The sequence below is a fragment of the Brachybacterium sp. UNK5269 genome, from assembly GCF_049266655.1.
Lineage (GTDB): Bacteria > Actinomycetota > Actinomycetes > Actinomycetales > Dermabacteraceae > Brachybacterium.
In genome coordinates this window covers 3,311,637-3,330,676 of record NZ_CP184883.1, presented here as the reverse complement: position 1 = coordinate 3,330,676, position 19,040 = coordinate 3,311,637, and the positions used below count along the sequence as shown (strand labels likewise).

The window sequence follows — 19,040 nt, the reverse complement described above, 5'->3', positions numbered from 1 at the left end:
CGGTCAGTGCGCCGCGGCGTTCAGCGTGCCGCGACGGTCAGGGCGCCCGTGGCGGTCAGCGCGCCGCGGCGCTCAGACCACCAGGGCGGCGTCGGCGATCCAGGTGTTGCACTGCGTGAGGTCGCCGCCGGAGTCGAAGCCCGTCCCGATCCACCGCGCGCGGTTCTCGGGGCTGATGGTGCGCGGCGGCTCCCCCTCCTCCCAGGAGTCCGGACTGGTCAGCGCGTCGCGGAGCTCCGAGGTGGGGGTCGAGGCCGCCGGCCCCTGCATCGAGGACGCCGCGGCCATGCACTGCATCTGCAGGCTGTACCGCCGCCAGGCGTCGTTCAGGCGCTCCTCGTCGGTGCCCTCGAGCTGCGAGGTCAGGGCCGAGTAGTAGGCGACCAGTGAGCTGTTCCAGGTCACGGCGTTGGTGTAGACGTACGCGAGATCCCAGAGGTACGCGCCGGGGACGCTCGCCTCGTCGGCGAACTCACCGGCCGTGCCGTAGCCGAGGGGCCAGTAGATCGTCGTGTCGAGGTTGCACATCCGCGGGAAGTCCTCCTCGAAGCTGTCGGGCGTGCACGCCGACTCCGGCGGGACGTCCGGCCAGGTGTAGACCACGACGGAGGGGCTCGCCCACGGCAGGCCGCGGTCGGAGCTGGCGGTCGCCCAGAGCTGGTTGAGGCAGGCCGCGGAGGAGTCCAGCACGGCCTGCAGCTGCGCGGCGTCGGGATCGACGGGGGTGGCGGGCAGCTCGCAGGAGGAGATGTCCGGCAGGGTGCCGGTGACCAGCGGGTTGTCGCCCATGATCGCCCACAGCTCGTCGGCGTCGCCGGGCGGGACGTCGATCTGGGAGACCACCTCGAAGCCGCTGGTCTCCGACTGGGGAGGATCGGACGGCTCCTCGGTCGGCGTGCTCGGCTCCCCGGGGGAGGTGGGCTCCGTCGGGGTCTCCGAGGTGGGCGGGGCGGCCGTCGGGTCCTCACCGCCGCGGCTGAGCGCCAGGTACGTGATGCCGCCGCCGACCAGCAGCACCATGGCGCCGATGCACGCCATCGCCCCGATGATCAGCGCCCAGGGTCGCTTCGGCGGGGGCGGTGCGCCGAACCCTCCCGGTCCCGTCGGACCGCCCGGGGCCCCGTAGCCCGGCCCGCCGGGACCGAAGGACGGGCCGCCCGTCGGACCTGCCGACGGGGGCGAGGCCGGCGGGGACTGCCAGGTGCCCGGGCCCTGCGGCTGCTGGCCGGGAGGCCCGTACGGGCCTCCCGGCTGGCCGTTCGGCGGCTGCGCGCCGTACTGGCCGCCGTGCTGCCAGCCCCCGTGACCCGGTGCGCCGTGCTGAGGGTCCCCGCGCCGCGGGTCCCCCGCTCCGGTGTGCTGTCCGCCCCATCCTGCGTCCGACATCCGCTCTCCCCCTCGGCTCCACCGCGCCATCGCCTGGAGGCAGGATATCGGTGCCGGCCGCCGGGGAGGCCCCGGGCATGCCGATGGCCCCTGACCGGCGGGCGGTGCCGCAGGTCAGGGGCCATCGGGTGGTGCGGAGGATGGGGGATTTGAACCCCCGAGGGCGTTAACCCAACACGCGTTCCAGGCGTGCGCCATAGGCCGCTAGGCGAATCCTCCAGCGCTCATCAAGAGCAGTGACCAGCGTACCCGAGACCCCTGGTCGGTGCGAGCCGAGCGGGCGCAGGTCACACCGCCGCTGCCGAGGCGCGCCCGCCGGAGCGCCCGGGCCCCGGGCTGGCGGGCGCCGAGCTCGGCCGCGTCGCCGCACAGGGAAGGGCCCGGCGGGCGACCGACCTGCACGGTCGAGCTGCCCGCCGGGCCCTGCCGGAGCCGAGCTCAGCTGTTGCGGACGTCGTCGGCGGTTCCCTTGGCGGAATCCACCACGTCGTCCTTCCGGGCCTGGCCCTCGGACTTCACGGTCTCGACGCTGTCGGCCGCGGACTCCTTGACCGTCTGCGCCGCCTGCTGCGCCGGCTCCTTGAGCTCCTCGGCGACGGACCGCGCCTGGTCCTTGACGTCCTCGAGCACCGGCTGCGCCTTGTCCTCGAGGCGCGAGACCAGCTGCTGCTCCTTGCCGGAGGCGGGGATCAGCGAGGCGGCGAGCCAGCCCAGGCCCAGGGCGATGACCCCGGCGGCGAGCGGGTTGCCCTGCGTCTTCCGCTTCAGCTGCTGCGGAGCGCGCTGGGCGGCGTCCTGGGCGCCGCCGGCGGCCGAGCGCAGCGAGTCCTTCGCGTGCGAGGCCTGGCCCGACAGGTGGGCACCGGTGTCCTCGGCGGAGCCCATGATGCGGTCCTTCACGCCGCCCACGGCGTCCCGGACCTTGTCGGCCTGGCGATGGGCGACCTTCGACGGGGTCACCTTCTCGGCCATGGCGTCGACGTCGTTCGAGAGGGCGTTGCGGGTGCGCTCGATATCGGCACGGATCTGATCAGGATTCTGCTGTGTCATCGTGATTCCTTCGAGGGAGTAACGGCTTCGGGGATGTCCTTGAGGGTCTGGGCGGTGCGGGGCATGCCGTCGACCTCGTCGATGCTCTTCTTGCCGAGGGCCGCGAGGATGGCGGCCACGATCGCCCAGAGGACGGCCACGATCAGCGCGGACCAGGCGTAGCCGACGTCCGTGCCGCCGATCGCGGCCCACAGGGAGATCGACAGGAACAGCAGCACGAAGTGACCGGCGATGCCGGCGCCGCCGAACATGCCGGCGCCCTTGCCCGCGTCCTTCGCGGAGGCCGTCAGCTCGGCCTTGGCCAGGGCGATCTCCTGGCGGATCAGGGTGGACAGGTCCGTGGTCACCTGGGACATCAGGCTGCCCAGGGACTCGGTCTCGGCCCGGCGTTCAGGCTCGCTCGGCGGAGGCGTGTAGGGCGCGCTCACCGGTTCCCACCCTGCCCGTACGGATCCGTCGGGTTCGGTCCGGCCGAGAGCGGCGGGTCCACCGGGGTGGCGACGCCGCTGTACGGCGGTGCCTGCGGGACGCCCGGTCCGGGGCGTCCGCCCGGGGCGCCGGCCCCGGGGGCGGGCGGCACGGGCGGAACCGGCGGGACCGGCGCATCGAGCGGCGGCGGCGGCACCTGGCCGGTGGCCGGGTAGCCGTAGCCGGCGCCGGCGGGAGCGCCGAGCGCGTGGCGCGGGGAGCCGGCACCGCCGGAGAGCTGACCGGAGCCGCCGTCGTCCATGTGGTTCTGCGCGACGCCGCGGGTGAGGCGGCCGGCGGCGAAGCCGATGCCGGCGGCGATGGCGAGGAAGGCCACCGGGCGACGCCGGGCGAAGCGCTGGACCTCGTCGAGCAGGTCCGTGGGCTCATGGTGCTCGAGCCAGGTCGCGAGCGCCTCGGTCCGATCGGTGAGCTGGCCGGTGAGCTCCGTTGCGAGGCCCGCCTCGGGCTGCTCGCCCCGGGCCATGCGGCTCAGGTCGTCGGTGAAGGTGCGCACGGTGCCGGCGGCGCGGTTCATCTGGTCGGTCGCCTGGGTGCTGAGCGTGGAGGTGGTCTCGTCCCACAGCTTCTTGCCCTCGCGGGCGGCGTCGTCCTTCACGCTCGAGGCTTCGCTCTTCGCGGTCTCGGCGACAGCGCGTCCGGCGCCCTGGGCATCCATCGCGACGTCTCGCGCCGCACCCTTGGCCTGGTCGGTCTTGGACTGGTCGGTGGACGACGTGGTGTCGCCGGTGCCGACGGGAGCCGGCGTGGGCGGCGGGCTCCAGGGCTCCGGAGCATGTGAGTGGGTCTGCGCACCGTAGGGATCAGTCATGACGTACCTCCCGGTAATAGGAACACACACCGGCGATGGGTGTGATGGCGTTCATAACGATAGGGCGGACGGTGCGGCTTGGGGAGAGGGCCGGGGGCCCGGCAGGGGTCCTGCTACGATCCGCGCGCCGCCGCTCGAGGGGCCCGGACCGCCCTCCGCGGAGGCCGTGGCGCGCCGGGGTGGAGCGGGTTCGAATACCGGGCCTGAACAGGGGTTTCTCAGGATCCGCGGCATCGTGGCGACGGCCCGGGAGGGGGCCGGACCGACCACTCTCGCGGAGCGCTCGACGCGACGTCGCGGAGGCCGTATTTCGGGCGACGACCGCGTGGTCGAGGAGGGTGCCGGGCGGCGTCGGCCGGCGGTCCGGGAGGGCCTCGGACGGCTCGGCGCTCGGACGGCCGGGCGCTCGGACGGCTCGGCACTCCTGCGCCCGGGCGCGCGAACGGTCCGGAAAGGTGCCGCTTCCGTGGCACCTTTCCGGACCGGGTGATGGGCCGCCCGCGGCGGTGAGGGCGGCCCACGGCGGCGACGGCGGCCCGCGGCGGTGAGGGCGGCCGACGGCAGCCCGAGCGGCGGGGCGCCGCCCAGCCGGCGGCCGGCGCGACCAGCGCGACGGCCGCCCGCGCGGGCTCAGTCGTCCTCGGACGCCTCGGGGTGGCGGGCGATGTTGACGATGGCGGCGACGAGGCCGCCCCAGACGGTGACGATCGCGACGATCATCATGGCGATGGCGGAGAAGGACATGGTCACTCCTGGGAGACGAGAGGTCGGTGAGGACTGGACGGGGGCGGGGTGCGGGCCGGGCGTCGGCCCCGCGCAGGCGGGGCCGACGCCCGCGGCTCACGAACCGGAGGAGCGCAGCTGGTGCGGGGTCCGGGCCGCGGGGTCCGCCGCAAGTCCCTCACCGGTGACGGCCTCCGGGGCGATCGGGTCGCCGTCGGAGTCGTGCTTGTGGAGGTTCGAGCCGGCCGGCCACGGGATCAGCGACAGCACCACCGCGACGACCACGAGGCCGATGGCCATCAGCCAGCCGAACAGCAGCACGAACCAGCCCGGATAGTCCTCGTAGGTGCCCTCCGCGGTCAGCAGCGTCCAGGTGCTGATGACCAGGGAGACGCCGAGGACCAGCGGGGCGATGATCGCCACCGAGAGCGTCCAGACGCGGTTGACCGGGAAGGTGCCGAAGAAGTTCAGGTGGTCGCGCAGCGTGGGCAGTCCGCGCACGATGTAGACCACCACGATGGTGGAGACCAGCGCGGCCGCGACGATGCCGTATTCGTTGGCCCACTTGTCGAGCACGTCCAGCAGCGGCAGGCCCATCGTGGTCGAGAACAGCCCCACCGAGACGATCGCCAGCGGCACGCAGACCCCCAGGGTGGCGGGGGAGGCGGGACAGGCCGAACTTGTCCTGGAACGCAGAGATGATCACCTCGACGATCGAGATCAGCGAGGTGAAGCCGGCCAGCACCAGCGAGCCGAAGAACAGCACGCCGATCAGGGCGCCGGCGGGTGCCTCGCTGATGATCGCCGGGAAGGCGATGAAGGCCAGCCCCACGCCCGAGGTGACGACCTCGTCGATCGCGACGCCCTGCGCCTGGGCCATGAAGCCCAGCGCCGAGAACACGCCGATGCCGCAGAGGATCTCGAAGCTCGAGTTCGCGAAGCCGACCACGAGACCGGAGCCGGTGAGGTCGGTCTTCTTCTTCAGGTAGGAGGCGTAGGTGAGCATGATGCCGAAGGCCACCGACAGGGAGAAGAAGATCTGCCCGTAGGCCGCGACCCAGACCCCCGGGTCCAGCAGCGCCGACCAGTTCGGCTTGAAGAAGGCGTCCAGGCCCGCGATGGCGCCGGGCAGGGTCAGCGAGACGATCACCAGGATCACGAACATGACCACCAGCAGCGGGATGAAGATGATCGCGCTCTTGGCGATGCCGTTGTGCACGCCCAGCGCCATCACCACGATGACCGTGAGCCACACCAGGACCATGGAGATCAGCACGGCGGGGACGTAGTCGAAGGCGATGGTGGCGTCGGCGCCGCCGAGGGCGCGGGTGTACTCCCCGAAGAAGCCCGCCGGATCATCGCCCCAGCGCTTGTCGAAGGAGAAGATCGTGTAGTTCGTGGCCCAGGCCAGGATCAGCGCGTAGTAGACGGCGATGATGACGCAGATCAGCACCTGCCACCAGCCGATGAACTCGGTCCAGCGGCGGAAGCGGCGCCAGGCGGCGGGCGCGGAGCCGCGCCAGCGGTGACCGATCGCGTAGTCCAGGAACAGCAGCGGGATGCCGGCGGTCAGCAGCGCGACCAGGTACGGCAGGATGAACGCACCGCCACCGTTGTCGTAGGCGACCGCCGGGAAGCGCCAGATGTTGCCGAGGCCGACGGCGGAGCCGATGGCCGCGAAGATGAAGGCGGCCCGGCCGGAGAAGGCGCCGCGGTCGGCCCGTGCGGCGGTGCCGGCAGAGGGGGTGGATGCACTCACGTTTCGCCTCCGTGGAGCTGCGCCGAGGTGGCGCGGGGGGAAGGGCCGTCGGGGAGGACGGCCGGGGCAGGGGCGCCGCGCGGATCGGCGGCAGGGATCGGGCACCGGAGGTCCGGCGGGCCCGACGGGGGCAGGCGGCGGGGAGGGTCGCGGGGTGTGCGGCCCGTAGCGCGCACGAGCGCGGGATCGCCGCGTCGAGCTTGGGGGGATGCTACCGCCCCGCCGGAGGGGCGGCGGCGGCCGGGGACGTCCTGTCCACATGGTGGAGCCCACGGTCACGCCTTCATGACCGCTGCTCCCTGGGAGCGTGCTGGGCCGAGGGGGTGTCCTACATTGGCCTGCATGTCATCTGATCCCACGGGGCGTCCCGGCTCCCAGCCCGCCGAGGTGTCCACCGCCTACCTCCAGCAGCTCGACGAGGAGCGGGAGCTGGCGATGCGGACCTCCTCCCATCCCGGCTCCGCCTTCGACGGCGCAGCGGCCGCCCTGCACGACCGGCTCGAGGAGCTGGTCCAGCGCGACACCCGCGAGATGGTCGAGCTCATGCTGGACCTCGCCGAGCACCCGGAGGTCGCGTTCGAGGAGCACCGCTCCGCCCGCGCCATCGCCGACGTCCTGGCCGCCCACGGCATCGACGCGCAGGTGGGGGTCCATGGTCTGGACACCGCGATCCGCGCCGAGATCACCGGGGCCGGGGACCAGGGCGCACCCACCCTCGCGATCCTCTCCGAGTACGACGCGCTGCCCGTGGTCGGCCACGGCTGCGGCCACAACGTCATCGCCGTGATGGGTCTGGGTGGCTTCCTCGCCCTCGCCGAGCTCGCGAAGGCGGACCCGGCCGCCGTCCCCGGCCGGGTCGTCTTCCTCGGCACCCCGGCGGAGGAAGGCCACACCGGCAAGGAGCACATGGCCCGCGCCGGCGCCTTCGAGGACATCGACGCCGCCGTCATGGCCCACCCCTACGGCTACGACCTGGCCGATCAGACCTGGCTGGGCCGGCGGACCCTCACCGTCGAGTACCACGGGCACACCGCCCATGCCTCGGCCCAGCCCTTCATGGGCCGCAATGCGCTGGACGCGGCGAGCCTGATGTACCAGGGCATCGGGCTGATGCGGCAGCAGACCCCGCCCACCGATCGCATCCACGCGGTGATCCGCGAGGGCGGCGACCGGGCGAGCGTGGTCCCCGACCATGCCCGGCTGGACCTCTACGTCCGCTCCCAGCGTCCCGAGACCCTCAAGGACCTCTCGCGCCGGGTGGAGGACGTCGCCCGCGGCGCCGCGCTGATGGCCGGCGTCGGCGTCACCGTCCGCTGGGACGAGCACCCGCCCTCGCTGCCGGTGCGCACCAACGAGGCGCTGACCGGTCGCTGGGTCCAGGCGCAGCGCCGACGGGGCCGCGACCCGCTGCCCCATGGCGTCGTCTCCGCGTCGCTGGCCGCCTCCACCGACTTCGGCAACGTCAGCTACCGGGTCCCGGGCATCCACCCGGTGATCCGCATCGCCCCGCCCGAGATCGCGCTCCACACCCGGGAATTCGCGGCCTGGGCGGTCTCCGACGACGCCCGGGCAGCGGCGGCCGACGGGGCCTACGGCCTGGCCGCGACCGTGCTGGACACCCTCCACGACCCGCAGCTTGCCACCGCCGTCGCCGCGGAGTTCGAGGCCGCCGGCGGGGCGATCGACGTCCCGCATTTCTTCGACTGACCCCCGTCGGCCGCGGATGCCCTAGGATCCCAGCGGCCGACGGACACGGCCGGGCCGGCCACCACCGCCGGTGGCCGCCCCGTGATGACCTGACCAGGCCCGCGCCCCTCACCTGACCCGACTGGAGTCCCCATGAGCGCAGCAAGCACCTCGCCGGCGAAGACCGGACTCACCGACAAGGCTCTGAACTGGGTCGAACGGGTCGGCAACAAGCTGCCCGAACCGTTCATGCTGTTCGTGGTGCTGTTCCTGATCACCGGCATCGTCACCACCGCGATGGAGATGGCCGGGGTGGTCGTCACCGTGCCCGGCGCCGAGGAGGCCACGCCCATCCAGGGGCTGTTCACCGGCGCGGGCATGACCTGGCTGACCACCAACCTCGGGATCAACTACATCGGCTTCCCGCCGCTGGTCACCGTGATGCCGATCCTGCTGGCCATCGGCATCGCCCAGCACTCCGGGCTGCTGGCCGCCGCGATCCGCAAGCTGTTCGGCAGCTCCCCGGCGTGGCTGCTGCCGTACGTGGTCGGCTTCGTCGGCGTGGTCTCCTCGATCATGGCCGACTCCGCCTTCGTGGTGGTCCCGCCGCTGGCGGCGCTGGTGTTCAAGGCCGCCGGGCGCCACCCCGTGGCCGGCCTGCTGGGCGGCTTCGCGGCCGCCGGCGCCGGCTACTCCACCAACATCTTCCCCACCTCGCTCGACGCCCTGTTCGCCGGCATCACCACCTCCGTGATGGACGCGCTGCCCGGGTACGAGTTCACCTCCGTGAACCCGGTGTCGAACTGGTGGTTCAACATCGCCTCCTCGCTGGTGCTGGGCTTCGTGGCCGGCTTCATCATCGACCGCATCATCGAGCCTCGGCTGCGCCGGCAGGGCGTGCCGGTCGACGAGGCCGCCGTCGAGGGCGCCGAGGACGCCGGGGACAGCGCCGAGCAGATGCGCGCCGCGCTGACCCCCAAGGAGAACAAGGGCCTGCTGGTCGCCGTCCTCTCCGCCGTGGTGCTGACCGCGCTGCTGCTGCTCGCCTTCCTGCCGGCCGGCTCCCCGTGGCGCAACGAGGAGGGCGGCTTCCTGCCGAAGTCCCCGCTGCTGAGCTCGATCGTGTTCATCGTGGTCGCGTACTTCATGGTGGTCGGCATCGCCTACGGCGTCATCGTCGGCACCTTGCGCAGCACCCGCGACGCGGTGCAGATGATGTCCGACGCGCTCAAGGAGATGCTGCCCTTCATCGTGCTGGCCTTCATCCTGGGCAACTTCATCTCCCTGTTCAACTGGTCCGGCATCGGCACCTGGATCGCCGTCACCGGCGCCGCCGGGCTGGAGAACGCAGGGCTCACCGGTTTCGGCGCGGTGATCGGCTTCATCCTGCTGGCCAGCGTGCTGAACCTGTTCATCATCTCCGGCTCGGGCATGTGGGCGATCATGGGCGCCGTCTTCGTGCCGATGTTCGCGATCATCGGCTACGAGCCCGCCTTCACCCAGGCCGCGTTCCGGGTGGGCGACTCCGCCACCCAGGTCATCACCCCGATGAACCCGTACATGATCGTGCTGCTGGGCATGCTGCGGAAGTACGAGCCGCAGGCGGGCCTGGGCACGCTGATGGCCCGCATGCTGCCGTTCGTGATCCCGTTCTGGATCGTCTGGACGGTCATTCTCGCGGTGTTCTTCTTCCTCGACCTGCCGCTCGGCCCGGGCAACGGCATCTTCCTCTGAGGCTCGGGGCCCGCCGTTCCCGCCGCGGCACCGCGCCCTGTGGCAGGCGCGTCACCCTCGCTGAGAGCGACATCCTGGGGGTTATGGACCACCCATATCCCTCAGGATGTCGCTCTCGTCGCGTCCGGGCGGCCGACGGGGCTCAGCGGAGGGCCGGCCACCCACGAAGGGCCGCCGACGCGCGCAGGGCCGGCCACCCACGAAGGGCCGCCGACGCGCGCAGGGCCCGCGACCCACGAAGGGCCGGTGGCTCGCGCGGGGGGCCGGAAGCGGACGGCCGACGCGGCTTTGCGCCCTGAGGACCCATGTCGTGCCCCGCATGGGTCTTCAGGGCGCAATGTGGCGCAGGCGCAGGCGCAGGCGCAGGGCTCACCACCCCAGCCGGCTGATCGCGGGGAGACCCCGCGGTGCTCGGCGGTGAGCGGCCGCCCGCCGTGAGTGGGGCCCGGGCGAGCTGCGGAGCGCGAGAGCGCCTCGACCGGACGGTCGCCCCTGGCCTCGACGGGGCCGGAATACTGGCGAGCCCGTCGAGAGGAACCATCGTGAGCATCCCGCCACAGGACAGCGAGGCCCAGGGCCCGCGATCCGCGACCGCTTCGCGGCCCGGTGACCCCGAGGGGATCGGTCGGACGACCCCGACGACGGCGGCTCGAGGCCCCCGATGAGGACAGCTCGGACGCCTCATGCTCCGCGCCGCGACGGCTTCGTGGACCTCGCTGCCTATGCCCCGATCGGGAACGGGCGCACGGTCGCCCTGGTCGCCCATGACGGTGGGATCGACTGGTTCCCGCTGCCGGACCTCGACACGCCGCCGGTCTTCGCGCGACTCCTGGACGCGGCCAGCGGAGGCTGCATCACGCTGTGCCCGACCGCGGACTTCGAGGTCGAACGCGCCTATGTCCCCGGCACGACCATGCTGGTCACGACGTTCTCGACGGCGACCGGCAGGGTGCAGGTGACCGACTCGCTGAACGTCGGCTCCACGGGCGCACTGCCATGGACCGAGCTCGCGCGCCATGTCGAGGGCCTCGAGGGCGAGGTGGAGATGGCGTGGTCCGTCACGGCCGGCACCATGCTCGGCACCGCCTCGCCCTGGCTCCAGGACAGCCCCCACGGGCACGTGATCCGTCTGGCGGAGATCTCGCTCGGTGTGCGCTGTGACGGGGTGGGCGCCCAGGAACCCGGTGAGGGGCCGCGGATCGACGGCAGCTTCACGGCGCGCGCGGGCAGTGACGACCTGCTGGCCGTCGTCGGCACGTTCCATGAACCGCTGCGCCTGCCCGACCCCGCGAGCATCCGACGGAACCTCACGCACACGCGCGACCACTGGCGACGGTGGTCCGACCTGCTCGAGTACGACGGCGCGCACAGCGAGGCGGTCGCCCGCTCGGCGCTGACCCTCAAGCTGCTCGCGCACGGCCCCTCCGGCTCCATCGCCGCGGCCGCCACCACCTCGCTCCCGGAGAACGCGGAGGGGCTCAAGAACTACGACTATCGGTTCGCGTGGATCCGCGACGCCACCTACACGCTGACCACGCTGATCCAGCTCGGCCAGCAGGAGGACGTGCACGCCGCCGTCTCGTGGCTGCTGCGCCTGGCCCGTGAGCAGTCCCCGGACCTGCACGTGCTGAACCGGCTCGACGGCGAGGTGCCCGCACCGGAGATGCGCAGCCTGGAGGTGCCCGGCTGGCGGGGCATCGGTCCCGTCGTGGCGGGCAACGGCGCGGCCGACCAGCTCCAGCTCGGGGTGTACGGAGACATCTTCGACATGGCGAGCACCTACGCCGCCGCCGGCAACGTGATCGACCCGGCCACCGGGCGCATGCTCGCCGATCTCGCCGACACCGTCTGCGACCTGTGGCGTCGGCGCGACGCCGGTATGTGGGAGCTGCCGCAGCAGCGCCACTACACCAGCTCGAAGATGGCCTGCTGGCACGCCCTGAACTGCGCGGTCACCCTTGCGGAGCTGCGGCAGATCGACGGCAACACCGGCCGCTGGACGGCGGAGCGCGACCGGATCCGTGACTACATCGAGCGCGAGTGCTGGTCGCCGCAGCGACAGGCCTACACCTGGTTCGCGGGCTCCGAGCTGCTCGATACGTCGGTGCTGCTCCACGCGATCAGCGGCTTCGACCGCACCGAGCGGATGAGCTCGACGATCGACGCCCTGCGCGAGGAGCTGGGGCGCGGGCCGCTGCTCTATCGCTACAGCGGCATGGAGCTCGAGGAGAACGCCTTCGCGGCCTGCTCCTTCTGGATGGTCAGTGCGCTCGCCCTCCTGGACCGCACCGACGAGGCGCATGAGCTGATGGAACAGATGCTCGAGCTCGCCAACGACGTCGGCGCCTTCTCGGAGATGATCGATCCGGCCGACGGAGCGTTCATGGGGAACCTGCCGCAAGCGCTCAGCCACCTCGCACTGCTCACGGCCGCGGTGACGCTCAGCGGCCAGGGCGGCCGCTGAGTACGTCCGAACCCTGACCGGCGCGTCCGACCGGATGCACGGTCGGGGAATGGTTGACCCATTCGCCCCACTGTGCAGCTCTCCGCGGGCACCGCCCCGTCGTTCTCCCGACTGTGCATCACTGGCTGCGTCTGCCGTGTCGTCCTTGTATCCCGTCTCGCCCACGCCCGCGGTGGGCTCGACAGGACCGATGCGCCACGGGTCATCGGTCTGGTGGCGGCATCGACGAAGGGTCAGCGCGGCTGCTCGAGCAGCAGGCGCCGATGCGGGCGACCGTAGGCAGGCACGATGCCGTCCGCCGTGAAGCCGAGCTTGGTGAGCACCCGCACCGAGACCGGATTCTCCGCGTCGACCAGTGCCACCAGGCGCGACAGGCCGAGCGGCCCGAACGCCGCGTCGACGCACAGCAGGGCCGCCTCGGTCGCCAGACCCCGCCCCCACCAGGCCTTCCCCAGGGTGTACCCGAGTTCGGTCCCCTGCCCGGTGCGCTCGAGACCTGCGTCCCCGATCAGGTCCCCGCTCGCACGGTCCAGCATTGCCCAGAAGGCGAAGCCGTGCTCGCGTTGGTGTCGGCGATAGTCCGCGACCATCTGCGCCGTCACCGCGGGCGTCACCGGCAGGCCCGTGCCCACGTATCGCATCACCTCGGCGTCGCCGTACAGGCGGTGCGCCGCGGGAATATCGGCGCCATCGAAGGGGCGCAGCAGGATGCGGTCGCCGTACAGGGGGAGTTCGAGGGCCATGGCCCAAGTGTCGCGGGGAGTGCGGCCCGTGGTCCACCGAGATCCCACGGGGCGTCTCCGGCTACCCTGGCCCGGACATGTCCCGTCTCGCCGAACTGCCTCCGCTGCTGCTGGGCCTCGTGATCCTGGTGCTCGCGCAGATGGCGGGTCTGGGGCTCGCGGCCCTGCTGGGTCTGCCCGTGCCCGGGGTCGTGATCGGGCTGGTGCTGCTGGTCGCGGCCGGTGCGGTACGTCCCACCGCGGTCCTCACCCGCCGCGCCGAGCCGGCGGCCGCCCCGCTGCTCAAGCATCTGCAGCTGCTGTTCATCCCGCCCGGGGTGGGCATCGTCGTGGAGCTCGAGACAGTGGCCCAGAACGCGCTGCCGGTCGCGCTCGCCGTCGGCGGCTCATTCGCGATCACGCTGGTCGCCGTAGGGCTGCTGCTGCAGGCGCTGCTGCGTCGCCAGGACCGCCGACGGGACGACGCCGACGGGCCGGGCGGGTCGGGCGGGCCGGGCGGCGGGGGCGGGCCCCGCGCGGCCGACGGGCCGGGGCGGAGCCGGGCATGAACGCCATCATCCATGCCCCCGTGTTCGGCCTGCTGCTGACCGTCCTGGTGTACGTCGGCGCGTACCGCCTGCACCAGCGCGCCGGCCGCAACCCGCTGCTGACCCCGGTGCTGATCAGCGTCATCGTCATCGCGGTGATCCTGCAGCTGACCGGGCTGCCGTACGCCGAGTACCTCCGCCAGTGCCTCGTGCTGACCCTGCTGCTCGGACCGGCCACCGTCGCCCTCGCGCTGCCATTGCTGCACAACGGTCGCGCCCTGCTCAGCTCCGCTCCCGCCGTGCTGGCGACGCTGCTGGTCGGGGGAGCGGTGAGCGTGGGCATCACCGTCGGCACCCTGAGGGCCTTCGGCGTCGACCACGCCCTGCTGCTCGCGGCCCTGCCCCGCTCGGTGACCTCGCCGGTGGGCCTGTCGATCGCGGAGATCCTCGATGCCTCGGTGCCGCTCGCGGTGGTGCTGACGCTGATCTCCGGGGTCAGCGGCGCCGTCGTCGGACCGGCGCTGCTGAGCATGGCCCGGGTGCGCGACGAGCGGGCCCGTGGCTTCGCGATCGGCATGACCTCGCACGGCATCGGCACCTCGCGGGCGCTCGCCGACTCACCGGTCTCTGGCGGCTGGTCGAGCGCCGGGATGGTGCTGAACGCCCTGGCGATGACCGCGGTGCTGCCGATCGTGGCGGCGCTGCTGACGGCCTGAACCGTCCGCGGTACCTCGGCACCCGGGGCCGGCCAGCGGTGGACTACCGTGAGGCGATGTCCGAGGAAACGACCCCGCCGCAGCGTCCCTCCGTCCTGTTCGTCTGCGTGAGGAACGGCGGGAAGTCCCAGATGGCCGCGGCCCTCCTGGCCGCCCGCGCCGGTGACGCCGTCGCGGTGCATTCGGCCGGCACCGCCCCGGGCAGCGCGATCAACGCCCTGTCCGCCGCGGTGGTGGCAGAGGTCGGCGCCGACATGTCAGGCGGCCGCCCGACGCCCCTGGACCCGGCGCTGCTGGCGCGGGCGGACCGCGTGATCGTGCTCGGGGACGAGGCCGTCGTCGATCCGGTGCCCGGCATGGCGGGCACGATCACCACCTGGCGCACCGATGAGCCCTCGCACCGCGGCATCGACGGGATCGAGCGGATGCGCCTGGTGCGCGACGACATCGATGCCCGGGTGGCCGAGCTGATGGAGGAGCTCGGCGTCGACCCGGCCTGAGCTGCGCCGCTCCGCTCCGCTACACCGGGACCGTCTCGGGCAGCCCGGCGGGGCAGCTGCCATCCTCGGGCTGCACAGTCGGGGGATTGCCTGGCCGCGGATTGCGAAGGTGGGGAATGCCTGGCCGCGGGTTGCGAAGGTGGGGCTATCCGACGACTGATCGCCCGAGTATGCGGCGTGCGATCGAAGCACGGCTCGGGTGCGCCCGATCGCGGGGGAGGATCGACGCCCGAGCACCGCCACGGCACGATCGGGCGGGAAAGCGGGGGGAAACCGGGTGGCCCGCGCGCCGGGGATGGGGGACCATGGAGCCCGGCCCGGGCGCCGCCTGCCCCGGCACGCCCCGCACGCCGCCTGCCCCCATCGGGGTCCGGATCCCGGCCCCGCCCGGGACAGTGAGGACAGGACCTGTCCGCCACCGTCCCTAGGCTTCCCACCACCACCCCGGCACGCTCTCCCCGTCGGCGGGCCGCCCCGCCTCGTTCCAGGAGATCCCATGCTCTGGACCCTCATCCGACGCCACCTCCGGCCCTACCTGCCCCATGTGCTCGCCGTGATCGTGCTCCAGCTGGCGACGGTCCTCGCCACGCTCTACCTGCCCAGTCTCAACGCCGACATCATCGACAACGGCGTGGCCGTCGGGGACACCGACTACATCTGGCGCGTCGGCGGCGTGATGCTGGTCGTGGCGGTGGTCCAGGTGATCACCGCGATCGCCTCGGTGTGGTTCGGGGCCCGGGTCGCGATGGGCATCGGCCGCGACATCCGCCGCTCCGTCTACACCCGGGTGGACCGCTTCTCCACCGAGGAGATGGGCCGCTTCGGCGCGCCCACCCTCATCACCCGCGCCACCAACGACGTCCAGCAGGTGCAGATGCTGGTGCTCATGACGTTGAACTTCATGGTCATGGTGCCGATCATGTCGATCGGCGGGATCGTGATGGCGATCCGGGAGGACGCGGGGCTGTCCTGGCTGGTGTGGGTGTCCGTGCCGGTGCTGATGGTGATCGTCGGCTTCCTGGTCGCGAAGCTGATGCCGCTGTTCCAGCGGATGCAGGACAACATCGACGACATCAACGGCGTGATGCGCGAGCAGATCATGGGCATCCGGGTGGTGCGCGCCTTCGTGCGCGAGGAGCACGAGGCGGCCCGCTTCGAGCGCGCCAACGCCGCCCTCACCGACACCTCGGTGCGGATCGGGCGGCTGTTCGTGATCATGGGCCCGGCCATCACCATCGTGCTGCACCTGGCCACCGCGGCGGTGCTGTGGTTCGGCGGTCACCGGGTGGACGCTGGTCTGGTGGAGGTGGGCTCGCTGACCGCGTTCATGCAGTACCTGCTGCAGATCCTGATGGCGGTCATGATGGGCACCTTCATGTTCATGATGTTCCCGCGCGCGATCATCAGCGCTCGCCGGATCGGCGAGGTCCTCGCCACCCGCCCCACCCTCGCCGAGCCCCTCGCCCCCGCGACCCTCGCGGCCACCGACGGCGGCGCCACCGTCGAGTTCCGCGACGTCACCTTCGCCTATCCCGGCGCGGCCGCGCCGGTGCTGGACGGGGTCTCCTTCACCGCCCCGGCCGGGCGCACCACCGCGATCATCGGCTCCACCGGCGCAGGCAAGACCACCCTGGTCAACCTCATCCCGCGCCTGCACGACGCCACCAGCGGCCAGGTGCTGCTGGACGGCGTGCCGATCACCGACCTGAGCCGCGCCGACATCTCCGCGACCGTCGGCCTGGTGCCCCAGAAGCCCTATCTGTTCTCCGGCACCGTCGCCCACAACCTCCGCTTCGGCGACCCCGGCGCCGACGACCAGCAGCTCTGGCATGCGCTCGACGTCGCCCAGGGCACCGAGTTCGTGGCGGGACGCACCACCGGCGAGGGCGAGGACGTCGCCACCGGCCTCGCCTCCGCGATCTCCCAGGGCGGCACCAACGTCTCCGGCGGCCAGCGCCAGCGCCTGTGCATCGCCCGCGCCCTGGTCGCGGCGCCGCGGGTGTACGTCTTCGACGACTCCTTCTCGGCCCTGGACGTGACCACCGACGCGAAGGTCCGCGCGGGACTGGCCCAGCACACCCGGGGCGCGACCACGATCATCGTCGCCCAGCGCATCTCCACCATCACCGCCGCCGATCAGATCCTGGTGCTCGAGGCGGGCCGGATCGTGGGCCGCGGCACCCACGAGGAGCTGCTGGACAGCTCCCCGACCTACCGGGAGATCGTCGACTCCCAGATCACCGTGGAGGAGCCGGTATGAGCGCGAAGAAGACCCGCGAGCAGGGCCGCGGAAAGGACCGCGACACGAAGGCCGCCCCCGCGGTGGAGCTGACCGAGGCCGAGATCCTCGAGATGCAGGACTCCATGAGCAACGAGTGGGGGGAGGCCGCGCCCCGCAAGGCGAAGGCCTTCTGGCCCTCGGCGCTGCGCCTGGCCGGCACCTTCAGCGACCACAAGCTCGCCCTCGCCGTCGTGCTGGCCTTCGGCGTGGTCTCGACCGTGCTGACGGTGTGGGCGCCGACGATCCTGGGCCGGGCGATGGACGTCATCTTCGACGGCTTCCTCTCCGGCGCCGGCGTCGACTTCGACGCCCTCGGGCGCCTGCTGCTGATCGTGCTGGGCATGTACCTGGTGGCCGCGCTGTTCGACTGGCTGCAGGGGCGACTGCTCAACGACGTGGTGATGGAGATCGTCTACCACCTGCGCCAGCGCATCGAGACCAAGGTCAACCGCCTGCCGCTGTCCTACTTCGACACCCGCCAGCGCGGCGACCTGCTCTCGCGCACCACCAACGACGTCGACAACGTCCAGAGCGCCCTGCAGCAGGCCTTCGCCTCGCTGGTCTACGCGGTCCTGACCATCGTCGGCATCACCATCATGATGTTCTACCTCTCCTGGCAGCTGGCGCTGATCGCGCTGGTCGCGCTGCCGGTCTCCGGGGTGGTCATCGGGATCATCGGCGCGAGGTCGCAGGCGCTGTTCGCCGCGCAGTGGCGCCACACCGGGCGGCTGAACGGCCATGTCGAGGAGTCGTTCACCGGTCACGACCTGGTGACCGTCTTCGACCGCCAGGACGCGATGCGGGAGCAGTTCGACACCCGCAACGAGGAGCTGTGGGAGGCGTCGTTCAAGGCGCAGTTCTACTCCGGGATGATCATGCCGATCATGCAGTGGGTGACCTACGTCGGCTATGTCGGCATCGCGGTGGTGGGAGGCCTGCGGATCGCCTCCGGCCAGATGTCGCTGGGCCAGGTCACGGCCTTCATCCAGTACTCGCGCGAGTTCAACGCGCCGCTCGGCGAGGTGGCCGGGATGGCGAACATGCTGATCTCCGGCGTCGCCTCCGCCGAGCGCATCTTCGAGCTGCTGGACGCCGAGGAGCAGCAGGCCGACGGGGAGATCACCGCCGGCGGCGACGGGGGCGCGCCGCAGCGGATCCCGCGCGCCGAGCTCACCGGCCCCACCCGCGGCCGCATCGAGTTCGACCACGTCGCCTTCTCCTACACCCCTGACGCGCCGCTGATCACGGACCTCTCGCTGACCGCGGAGCCCGGGCAGACCATCGCGATCGTCGGCCCCACCGGCGCCGGCAAGACCACGCTGGTCAACCTCATCATGCGGTTCTACGAGATCGAGGCCGGGCAGATCCGCCTGGACGGCGTCGACCTCCGGGCCCTGGACCGCGGGGAAGTGCGCAGCCAGGTGGGCATGGTGCTCCAGGACGCCGTGCTGTTCGGCGGCACCATCCGCGAGAACATCCGCTACGGACGCCTCGACGCCACCGACGAGGAGGTGGTCGCTGCGGCCACCGCCACCTTCGTGGACCGCTTCGTGCACACCCTGCCCGACGGCTACGACACCGTCATCGAGGACGAGGGAGCGAACGTCTCCGCCGGGGAGCGGCAGCTGATCACCATCGCCCGCGCCTTCCTGGCCGATCCGGCGCTGCTGATCCTCGACGAGGCCACCTCGTCGGTGGACACCCGCACCGAGGTGCTGGTGCAGGAGGCGATGGCGGCGCTGCGCACCGACCGCACCTCCTTCGTCATCGCCCACCGCCTCTCCACCATCCGCGACGCCGACGTGATCCTGGTGATGGAGCACGGCGACATCGTCGAGCAGGGCTCCCACGACCAGCTGCTCGCGGCCGAGGGCGCCTACCACCGGCTGTACTGGTCGCAGTTCGCCGCCGGGGTGGACCCCGATCAGGAGGACGCGGTGCTCGAGGGCGCGCTGGCCGGGGACGGCGCGGGGGTCGCCGTGGCCGACGGGACGGCCCCGTGACCGCGGCGCAGCGATCGCGCTGATCCCGCCGCCTCCCCACACCGTCGGGCGCGGCGCGGGGTGAGGTTGCTCACCGGGAACGCCGGCCGGAGTTGTTTTCGGGCACCCCGACAGAGCGGCACGAGAGGCCGTGCCGAGGCTGCCGGGAGAAGGCCCGAAGTCCCTGGC

The 19,040-nt window shown here is 72.2% G+C and carries 14 protein-coding genes, 1 tRNA gene and 1 pseudogene; 8 read left to right on the top strand and 8 right to left on the bottom strand.

All coding sequences use genetic code 11. The annotated features are described in order from the left end of the window. Positions 1 to 72: 72 nt before the first annotated feature. From ACOJUI_RS15415 to ACOJUI_RS15385, 7 genes and pseudogenes are all read right to left on the bottom strand, one after another. Positions 73 to 1,038, bottom strand: a complete 966-nt coding sequence (locus ACOJUI_RS15415; protein WP_422115810.1) for a hypothetical protein — start codon at positions 1,036 to 1,038, stop codon at positions 73 to 75. 482 nt (positions 1,039 to 1,520) lie between these two features. Beyond that, a tRNA-Ser gene (locus tag ACOJUI_RS15410) sits at positions 1,521 to 1,605 on the bottom strand. A gap of 219 nt (positions 1,606 to 1,824) precedes the next feature. Beyond that, complete coding sequence (locus ACOJUI_RS15405; RefSeq protein WP_422115809.1) at positions 1,825 to 2,436, bottom strand: DUF3618 domain-containing protein; 612 nt, start codon at positions 2,434 to 2,436, stop codon at positions 1,825 to 1,827. Continuing rightward, positions 2,433 to 2,864: a phage holin family protein gene (locus ACOJUI_RS15400; protein WP_422115808.1), complete on the bottom strand. Its 432-nt coding sequence runs from the start codon at positions 2,862 to 2,864 to the stop codon at positions 2,433 to 2,435. The genes ACOJUI_RS15405 and ACOJUI_RS15400 overlap by 4 nt, the downstream gene beginning before the upstream one ends. Beyond that, entirely contained in the window at positions 2,861 to 3,736 is an 876-nt protein-coding gene (locus ACOJUI_RS15395) for a hypothetical protein (RefSeq protein ID WP_422115807.1), read from the bottom strand. The genes ACOJUI_RS15400 and ACOJUI_RS15395 overlap by 4 nt, the downstream gene beginning before the upstream one ends. A gap of 630 nt (positions 3,737 to 4,366) precedes the next feature. Continuing rightward, complete coding sequence (locus tag ACOJUI_RS15390; protein ID WP_422115806.1) at positions 4,367 to 4,480, bottom strand: methionine/alanine import family NSS transporter small subunit; 114 nt, start codon at positions 4,478 to 4,480, stop codon at positions 4,367 to 4,369. A gap of 96 nt (positions 4,481 to 4,576) precedes the next feature. After that, positions 4,577 to 6,218 (bottom strand): annotated as a pseudogene (locus ACOJUI_RS15385) (sodium-dependent transporter). 342 nt (positions 6,219 to 6,560) lie between these two features. Between ACOJUI_RS15385 and ACOJUI_RS15380 the strand changes: the two are divergent. From ACOJUI_RS15380 to ACOJUI_RS15370, 3 genes are all read left to right on the top strand, one after another. Further along, positions 6,561 to 7,925 (top strand): M20 family metallopeptidase, encoded by a 1,365-nt coding sequence (locus ACOJUI_RS15380; protein WP_422115805.1) that lies wholly within the window; start codon positions 6,561 to 6,563, stop codon positions 7,923 to 7,925. Between the two features lie 132 nt (positions 7,926 to 8,057). Further along, positions 8,058 to 9,638, top strand: coding sequence for an AbgT family transporter (locus ACOJUI_RS15375; RefSeq protein ID WP_422115804.1), 1,581 nt, complete (start codon positions 8,058 to 8,060; stop codon positions 9,636 to 9,638). A gap of 661 nt (positions 9,639 to 10,299) precedes the next feature. Beyond that, on the top strand, positions 10,300 to 12,102 hold the full coding sequence (locus ACOJUI_RS15370) for a glycoside hydrolase family 15 protein (protein WP_422115803.1): 1,803 nt from the start codon (positions 10,300 to 10,302) through the stop codon (positions 12,100 to 12,102). Between the two features lie 233 nt (positions 12,103 to 12,335). On the opposite strand, the gene ACOJUI_RS15365 is transcribed toward ACOJUI_RS15370, so the two are convergent. After that, positions 12,336 to 12,845, bottom strand: a complete 510-nt coding sequence (locus ACOJUI_RS15365) for a GNAT family N-acetyltransferase (protein ID WP_422115802.1) — start codon at positions 12,843 to 12,845, stop codon at positions 12,336 to 12,338. A 77-nt stretch (positions 12,846 to 12,922) separates the two neighbouring features. Between ACOJUI_RS15365 and ACOJUI_RS15360 the strand changes: the two genes are divergently transcribed. The 5 genes from ACOJUI_RS15360 (at position 12,923) to ACOJUI_RS15340 (ending at position 18,872) form a co-directional block, all read left to right on the top strand. Next, positions 12,923 to 13,393 (top strand): CidA/LrgA family protein, encoded by a 471-nt coding sequence (locus tag ACOJUI_RS15360; protein ID WP_422115801.1) that lies wholly within the window; start codon positions 12,923 to 12,925, stop codon positions 13,391 to 13,393. Next, positions 13,390 to 14,088 (top strand): LrgB family protein, encoded by a 699-nt coding sequence (locus ACOJUI_RS15355; protein WP_422115800.1) that lies wholly within the window; start codon positions 13,390 to 13,392, stop codon positions 14,086 to 14,088. The genes ACOJUI_RS15360 and ACOJUI_RS15355 overlap by 4 nt, the downstream gene beginning before the upstream one ends. 56 nt (positions 14,089 to 14,144) lie before the next feature. Further along, positions 14,145 to 14,588, top strand: a complete 444-nt coding sequence (locus tag ACOJUI_RS15350) for a low molecular weight phosphatase family protein (protein ID WP_422115799.1) — start codon at positions 14,145 to 14,147, stop codon at positions 14,586 to 14,588. Positions 14,589 to 15,084: 496 nt separating this feature from the next. Further along, a complete protein-coding gene (locus ACOJUI_RS15345) occupies positions 15,085 to 16,848 on the top strand; it encodes an ABC transporter ATP-binding protein (protein WP_422115798.1) in 1,764 nt (587 codons plus the stop codon). Next, positions 16,845 to 18,872 carry an ABC transporter ATP-binding protein gene (locus ACOJUI_RS15340; protein ID WP_422115797.1) on the top strand — a complete coding sequence of 676 codons (2,028 nt, stop codon included), beginning with the start codon at positions 16,845 to 16,847 and terminating at the stop codon, positions 18,870 to 18,872. Before ACOJUI_RS15345 ends, ACOJUI_RS15340 begins: the two co-directional genes overlap by 4 nt. Positions 18,873 to 19,040: the final 168 nt, after the last annotated feature.

Coding starts and splice junctions, on each gene's coding strand:
- ACOJUI_RS15415 (WP_422115810.1), bottom strand. CDS start 1,038: ATGGCGTGCATCGGCGCCATGGTGCTGCTGGTCGGCGGCGGCATCACG.
- ACOJUI_RS15405 (WP_422115809.1), bottom strand. CDS start 2,436: ATGACACAGCAGAATCCTGATCAGATCCGTGCCGATATCGAGCGCACC.
- ACOJUI_RS15395 (WP_422115807.1), bottom strand. CDS start 3,736: ATGACTGATCCCTACGGTGCGCAGACCCACTCACATGCTCCGGAGCCC.
- ACOJUI_RS15390 (WP_422115806.1), bottom strand. CDS start 4,480: ATGTCCTTCTCCGCCATCGCCATGATGATCGTCGCGATCGTCACCGTC.
- ACOJUI_RS15380 (WP_422115805.1), top strand. CDS start 6,561: ATGTCATCTGATCCCACGGGGCGTCCCGGCTCCCAGCCCGCCGAGGTG.
- ACOJUI_RS15375 (WP_422115804.1), top strand. CDS start 8,058: ATGAGCGCAGCAAGCACCTCGCCGGCGAAGACCGGACTCACCGACAAG.
- ACOJUI_RS15370 (WP_422115803.1), top strand. CDS start 10,300: ATGAGGACAGCTCGGACGCCTCATGCTCCGCGCCGCGACGGCTTCGTG.
- ACOJUI_RS15365 (WP_422115802.1), bottom strand. CDS start 12,845: ATGGCCCTCGAACTCCCCCTGTACGGCGACCGCATCCTGCTGCGCCCC.
- ACOJUI_RS15360 (WP_422115801.1), top strand. CDS start 12,923: ATGTCCCGTCTCGCCGAACTGCCTCCGCTGCTGCTGGGCCTCGTGATC.
- ACOJUI_RS15355 (WP_422115800.1), top strand. CDS start 13,390: ATGAACGCCATCATCCATGCCCCCGTGTTCGGCCTGCTGCTGACCGTC.
- ACOJUI_RS15350 (WP_422115799.1), top strand. CDS start 14,145: ATGTCCGAGGAAACGACCCCGCCGCAGCGTCCCTCCGTCCTGTTCGTC.
- ACOJUI_RS15345 (WP_422115798.1), top strand. CDS start 15,085: ATGCTCTGGACCCTCATCCGACGCCACCTCCGGCCCTACCTGCCCCAT.
- ACOJUI_RS15340 (WP_422115797.1), top strand. CDS start 16,845: ATGAGCGCGAAGAAGACCCGCGAGCAGGGCCGCGGAAAGGACCGCGAC.